At 35.9% G+C, this 5,877-nt stretch carries 4 protein-coding genes; 3 read left to right on the top strand and 1 reads right to left on the bottom strand.

The window, feature by feature from the left end; translation table 11 throughout:
• Window positions 1-30 precede the first annotated feature (30 nt).
• Together QWT87_RS20765 and QWT87_RS20760 are read left to right on the top strand one after the other, a co-directional pair.
• Entirely contained in the window at window positions 31-1,008 is a 978-nt protein-coding gene (locus tag QWT87_RS20765; protein WP_302718617.1) for an EamA family transporter, read from the top strand.
• A 72-nt stretch (window positions 1,009-1,080) separates the two neighbouring features.
• Complete coding sequence (locus QWT87_RS20760) at window positions 1,081-2,076, top strand: alpha/beta fold hydrolase (protein ID WP_302718615.1); 996 nt, start codon at window positions 1,081-1,083, stop codon at window positions 2,074-2,076.
• A 271-nt stretch (window positions 2,077-2,347) separates the two neighbouring features.
• Here QWT87_RS20760 and rplS read toward each other — a convergent pair whose 3' ends face one another.
• Window positions 2,348-2,704 carry a 50S ribosomal protein L19 gene (gene rplS / locus QWT87_RS20755; RefSeq protein ID WP_034709455.1) on the bottom strand — a complete coding sequence of 119 codons (357 nt, stop codon included), beginning with the start codon at window positions 2,702-2,704 and terminating at the stop codon, window positions 2,348-2,350.
• Between the two features lie 299 nt (window positions 2,705-3,003).
• Between rplS and QWT87_RS20750 the strand changes: the two genes are divergently transcribed.
• Entirely contained in the window at window positions 3,004-5,742 is a 2,739-nt protein-coding gene (locus QWT87_RS20750) for a fibronectin type III domain-containing protein (protein WP_302718605.1), read from the top strand.
• The last annotated feature ends 135 nt before the right edge of the window (window positions 5,743-5,877 follow it).

The raw sequence follows: 5,877 nt of genomic DNA, 5'->3' as shown, positions 1-5,877 counted from the left end.
CATATCTTTGCAGGCTGTAAAAAATGAATTATGCAGAAGAGAAATATATTAAAAGGAGTTTTATTTGTAGGGATTGGAGCCAGTATATACGGAATGTTGGCAACGTTTGTTAAACTCGCTTATCATGATGGGTACACCACTTCAGAAGTTACAACATCACAGTTTTTATTGGGAATCGTTGGTCTTTTAGTCTTAAATTTTATTCAGACAATTACCTCTAAAAAAGCATTGCCGTCGCCAACATCAAAAGAAGTGAGAAATTTAATGTTAGCCGGAACATCATTAGGTTGCACCAGTTTGTTTTATTATATTGCTGTACAGTACATTAATGTTTCCATCGCGATTGTTTTACTGATGCAGTCTGTCTGGTTCAGTGTAGTAGTGGAAAGTTTTCTGACAAAAAAAATACCCAATGCAAGAAAAATCGTTTCTGTAATTATTGTTTTGGTGGGAACCATTTTAGCCACCAATTTAATCAATGAAAGTTTAGATCTGGATTGGAAAGGAATTTTCTGGGGATTATTAGCAGCGGCTTCCTATACGCTCACTATGTTTACTTCTAATACTTTAGCAACACATTTGCCTGTTTTCAGAAAAAGTATTATTATGCTTTTGGGTGGGTCAGTTGTTGTTTTTGCATTCTTGTTTTTTGCACAGATCGGGCCGTTGCATTTCGAAGGATTAAAATCTTTTTACCTTACTTTTACAGACAATACAGAGCATATTCATTCCTTTAATTATTCAATTTTATGGAAATATGGTTTAATTTTATCACTTTTCGGAACCATAATTCCACCGATTTTATTTAATGTTGGATTTCCGAATGCCGGACTCGGATTGGGAAGTATCGTTTCTTCTTTGGAACTGCCGGTTTCCGTAACAATGGCTTTTGTTTTATTGGGAGAAAAAGTTATTTTTATTCAGTGGGTGGGAATTATATTGATTCTTTTTGCCATTGTTTTAATGAATCTTCCCAAAAAAGACAAACAACTAGCCGAAATATCTTAAATAAATCATCATTAATACTTGAAAACCGTTTCTTTTGGAACGGTTTTTTAATTTCAGTAAATAAAATGGTTTATGAAATATTACAGAAATATATTTACCGCATTAATTTTTGTTATAAGTACGAATCTTTTATTGTCACAGGTGAAACCACTGGATGCGGAATTAACGAACTATCAATATCCTTTTGAAGTTCAGTTTTTAAATTTTAAATCTCAGAAAAACGATTTGAAAATGGCCTATATGGATGTACAACCAACAAAGCCAAACGGTAAAACCATAATGCTTCTTCATGGTAAAAATTTTAACGGAGCTTATTGGGAAAAAACCGCCAAAGACCTTTCAGATAATGGTTTCAGAGTGATTATTCCGGATCAGATAGGATTTGGAAAATCTTCGAAGCCTCAAAGTTACCAGTTTTCATTTTCGCAGTTGGCAGAAAATACAAAAGCCATTTTGGATAAATTACAAATCGATAAAATTATTGTTTTAGGACATTCGATGGGAGGGATGGTTGCAACAAGGTTTACTTTACAATACCCCGAAAAAGTCGAAAAATTGATCTTGGAAAATCCAATCGGATTAGAAGATTATAAAACGTTTGCCACTTATCAAACCATTGATCTGGCATATCAGTCAGAATTAAAAAATACCGCAGAAACTTACAAAAATTATCAGCTTAAATTTTATTATGATAATAAATGGAAAGCAGAATATCAACCCTGGTTAGACTTAATTGCAGGATGGACGTTGCATCCTGATTACCCGAAAGTTGCATGGGATGCAGCCTTAACTTCAGATATGATTTACAATCAGCCGGTTTGCTATGAATTTAAAAACATAAAAGTTCCCACTTTGCTCATTATCGGAACAAGAGACAGAACTGCAATCGGGAAAGACCGCGCTCCAAAAGAACTGCAGCCCAAAATGGGGCAATATCAGGAATTAGGAAAGAAAACACAACAACAGATTGTTGGTTCCAAGCTAGTCGAAATTGAAAACGTAGGTCACCTTCCGCATATTGAGGTCTATGATAAATTCTGGAATGCGCTGTATGAATTTATTAAGTAAAGAAGCTTAAAGTTACATGATAGACGTTTATATAAAGGAATGGAAAATTATAAAGCGTTTTTTTTGTGTAAAATTCCCCTCCTCTGGAGGGGTGGCGAAAATTTCCTGAAATTTTTGACGGGGTGGTTTTAAAATGCATCCTTTTTTAGCCCCGATTGAAGTGAAAATCCTTTTTTGAAAAAAAGATTGCAGCGGAAAGCGGGAAATAGCTCCAAATAAAAAGAGACCGCTAAAAATTAGCAGTCTCTTTTCGTATGTATTGTTGTCTGAATTATTTCTTCTTGTAAGCAGCGTCTTTAATTCTCGCTTTTTTACCTCTAAGGTCTCTGAAGTAGTAGATTCTAGATCTTCTAACTCTACCTCTTCTGTCAACTTCGATTTTTTGAAGAGCAGGCATATTGATTGGGAATACTCTTTCTACACCTACATCACCAGACATTTTTCTGATCGTGAAAGTTTTTGTAGAACCAGTACCTCTCAATTGGATAACTGTTCCTTTGAAGAACTGAGTTCTTGTTTTTTGTCCTTCTTTAATTTCGTAGTAAACAGTGATCGTATCACCCGCTTTGAATTCAGGGAATTCTTTTTTTGTAATGTACTTGTCTTGTACGTACTTTAATAAATCCATTATTAATAAATAAAATGTTAAAGCTAAGCAACTTACACGGACTTCGTCAGAGGTTGAATAACAGGTTGCAAATGTACAAAACATTTTTGAAATTTTCCAAACAATTTTATATTAAATATCATGAAATTTTCACCCCGTTTTTCGGCTCAGATTTAATATTTCCTTCAACTTCCCATCAGACATAGTTTACATGTGAACTCTACTTTTGCACGAATATAAAATCAGACAATAAAAATTTCGATAATTCATTGATATACAATTTTTAATCTCAATAAATCTAATAAAAATTAAACTAAAAAATGAAACATTATTTTTTCTTTTTCCTTTTTGTCGTCCAGATGGCTTTTGGGCAGGCTTTGTATCCTTACTTACAAAATCCTACACCAACTTCCATGATCATCAACTGGAAAACCTCTTCCAATAATGAAACCACCGTTTTTTATGGAACCAGCCCCAATAATCTGAATGTTACTTTCACAGGAACCACAAACATTTTTTCAGATACAGGGTATAACAACAATTATTTTTATCACACCGCAAAAATTGCCAATCTTCAGCCCAACACAAAATATTATTATAAAATTAAAACAGGAACCAGCGAATCTGCGGTGTATAATTTCAGAACACTTCCTTTACCGGGACAGGCTGCAACAGCCAACGGAAAAATTCGTTTTCTCATCATGGGAGACAACCAGATTAAAGCAGAACCGAGATACGATACCTTAACTTTAAATGCGTATAAAAAATTAAAGGAAAAATTCGGCGCAGCTTCTGATCCTTCAGATAATATTGCTTTAACCTTTATGGTTGGAGATCAGGTAGATGTGGGAACTTTGGATCATTACGAGAATGTTCATTTCAAGAAAAACATTAATTTATCGCCTTATCTTCCGATTCAGACCACGGTGGGAAACCATGAAACGTACGGAAGTCTGGGAATGAATTCCTATTACGCACATTTTTACATCGATGAAATTCAGTATAAAAACATTAGCTCAGGAAACGAAAATTACTATGCGCAACAGGCTGGAAACGTTTTGTTTATAAGTTTAAGTTCCGAACATACCGGTTCTGCGCAAATGACTTGGCTGCAACAGGTATTAAATGCTGCAAACGGCGATTCTACGGTCGACTGGATCATTTCTCTTAGCCACAGACCGTATCAGGCGGAACAATATGTAGGAGATATTTCTACGTGGGTAAGAAACAGTGCCGTTCCGCTTTTAACCTCTTCTTCAAAGTATTTAATGCACTTCGGAGCGCATCACCATTTATACCACAGAGGTCAGTTGAAAAATACGCCGAATTACCAGATTATTTCCGGTGGAGTTGCATGGGATCAGTATTGGGGAATGTCGACCGAACAGGATTTTGATGATGTTCAGAAAACATTAACAGACTGGACGTATCAAATTGTTGAAGTAGATGTAAACACAGGAAAAGTAGATGTGGAATCCTATTCCATCGGAGGGGTTTATCATAAAAAATATAATGAACTTATTGATACATTCCACCGCTATAAAAATCAGCCAAAACCTGCAAAACCTTCTATTTCTAATACATTTACGGCGCCGGTTACTTTACCGTTAACTTTAAACGGAAGTACATTTTCAAGCTCAAACGGAGAATTGCTGAATACCACTCAGTTCTTAATTAGTAAAGCGGCTGATTTTTCCATCATCGAAAAAGAATTTTACAGAGATTACGAAAACTGGTTCGGAAAAGACGGAAACGGAACTCCCGATATCACGAAAAACCTGAATGCAGGAGTAGACATTACCAAAGCGACCATTGCCGCCAACTCAATAACCAACGGAAACTATTATGTAAAAGTGCGGTACAGAGACCGAAATATGGAATGGAGCGAATGGAGCGATGTAAAACAGTTTACAGTAACCGGAAGTGTGGTTTCCAACCCTACATTTACTTTAAATAAAACAGAATATCTTCAAAACGAGCCCATTATTGCCAATTTTACAGACGGTCCCGGAAATAATCAGGACTGGATTGGAATTTATAAAAAAGGACAGAATCCTTCTGCCGTCACTTCTCAGGCTTTTATGTACACTAACGGACAAACCGCAGGAACAGCCACTTTCCCGAACGGAATTGCTGCCAAAGGTCAGTATTTCGCAGGTTTTTTTGCCAATAATGGTTACACGGAAATTACGCCGAGAAAAAATTTCTACGTAGGTCCGAAAGTTAATTTAAGTACCACTTCAGATGTTTATCCTGTTGGCGGAACCGTAACCGTTAATTTCTCCAACGGACCGAATTTAAATAAAGACTGGATCGGAATTTATAAAATGGGACACACGCCCGGAACCATAAATTCTACTCAGTGGAGCTATGTAACAACGGCTTCGGGAACACTTAATTTTACAGGACTTGCCAAAGGATATTATTATGCACAGTACTTTTTGGAAGACGGTTATACAACGGTTGGCGAGAAAGTTTTCTTTAAAGTAGGGGATGTGGTAACCGAACTTTGGATCAACAAGCCGGTTTACAGTTTAGGAGAAAATATCACCGCTTCATGGACGGATTCTCCGGGAATCATCAAAGACTGGCTCGGAATTTATCCTCAGAATATTTCGGTTCCGGATGATCAGTTTGTTTCGTATACTTATTTTGACGGAATTACACAGGGAACCAAAACAATTACAGGCACAGCAGTTCCTGCAACGCCGGGAAATTATTATATGGTGATGTTTACCAACGATTCTTATACGGAAGTTTCAAACAGAGTTCAGTTTCAGGTAACCGGAACAACTTTAGGAACAGAAGAAACAAAAAGTACAGAGAAAAATGTGGTTCTTTATCCCAATCCTACAAAACCTGGTGAACCGACTTTCATTAAAAGTGATTATCCGATCGAAAAAATAGAACTTCTTTCTGCCAACGGAGACCTTTTATATCAGTCGAAAAATGTAAATAACCAGCGTTTTTCTCTGGTCAACGAAAATCTTCCGAAAGGAGTGTATTTTGTAAAAGTATACACAAGAAAATTATTTACCTTAAAATTAGTCATTCAGTAAAACACTTCATTTTTCATATAAAACAACAAAACGGGCTTAGAAAAGTCCGTTTTTGTTATTTTGGTAATTTTCACATCAATGATATATTGACCCATTGCTCATCAATTATCAATCATCAATTATCAATCATTCAAA

This window comes from Chryseobacterium urinae, assembly GCF_030518295.1.
GTDB lineage: Bacteria > Bacteroidota > Bacteroidia > Flavobacteriales > Weeksellaceae > Chryseobacterium > Chryseobacterium mucoviscidosis.
Note: the sequence above shows the minus strand (reverse complement) of the source record. Positions and strands in the feature narration are given on the sequence as shown.

Excerpts from the sequence above, each read along its gene's own strand:
- QWT87_RS20750 (WP_302718605.1), top strand. The coding sequence starts at position 3,004 with ATGAAACATTATTTTTTCTTTTTCCTTTTTGTCGTCCAGATGGCTTTT.
- QWT87_RS20760 (WP_302718615.1), top strand. The coding sequence starts at position 1,081 with ATGAAATATTACAGAAATATATTTACCGCATTAATTTTTGTTATAAGT.
- rplS (WP_034709455.1), bottom strand. The coding sequence starts at position 2,704 with ATGGATTTATTAAAGTACGTACAAGACAAGTACATTACAAAAAAAGAA.
- QWT87_RS20765 (WP_302718617.1), top strand. The coding sequence starts at position 31 with ATGCAGAAGAGAAATATATTAAAAGGAGTTTTATTTGTAGGGATTGGA.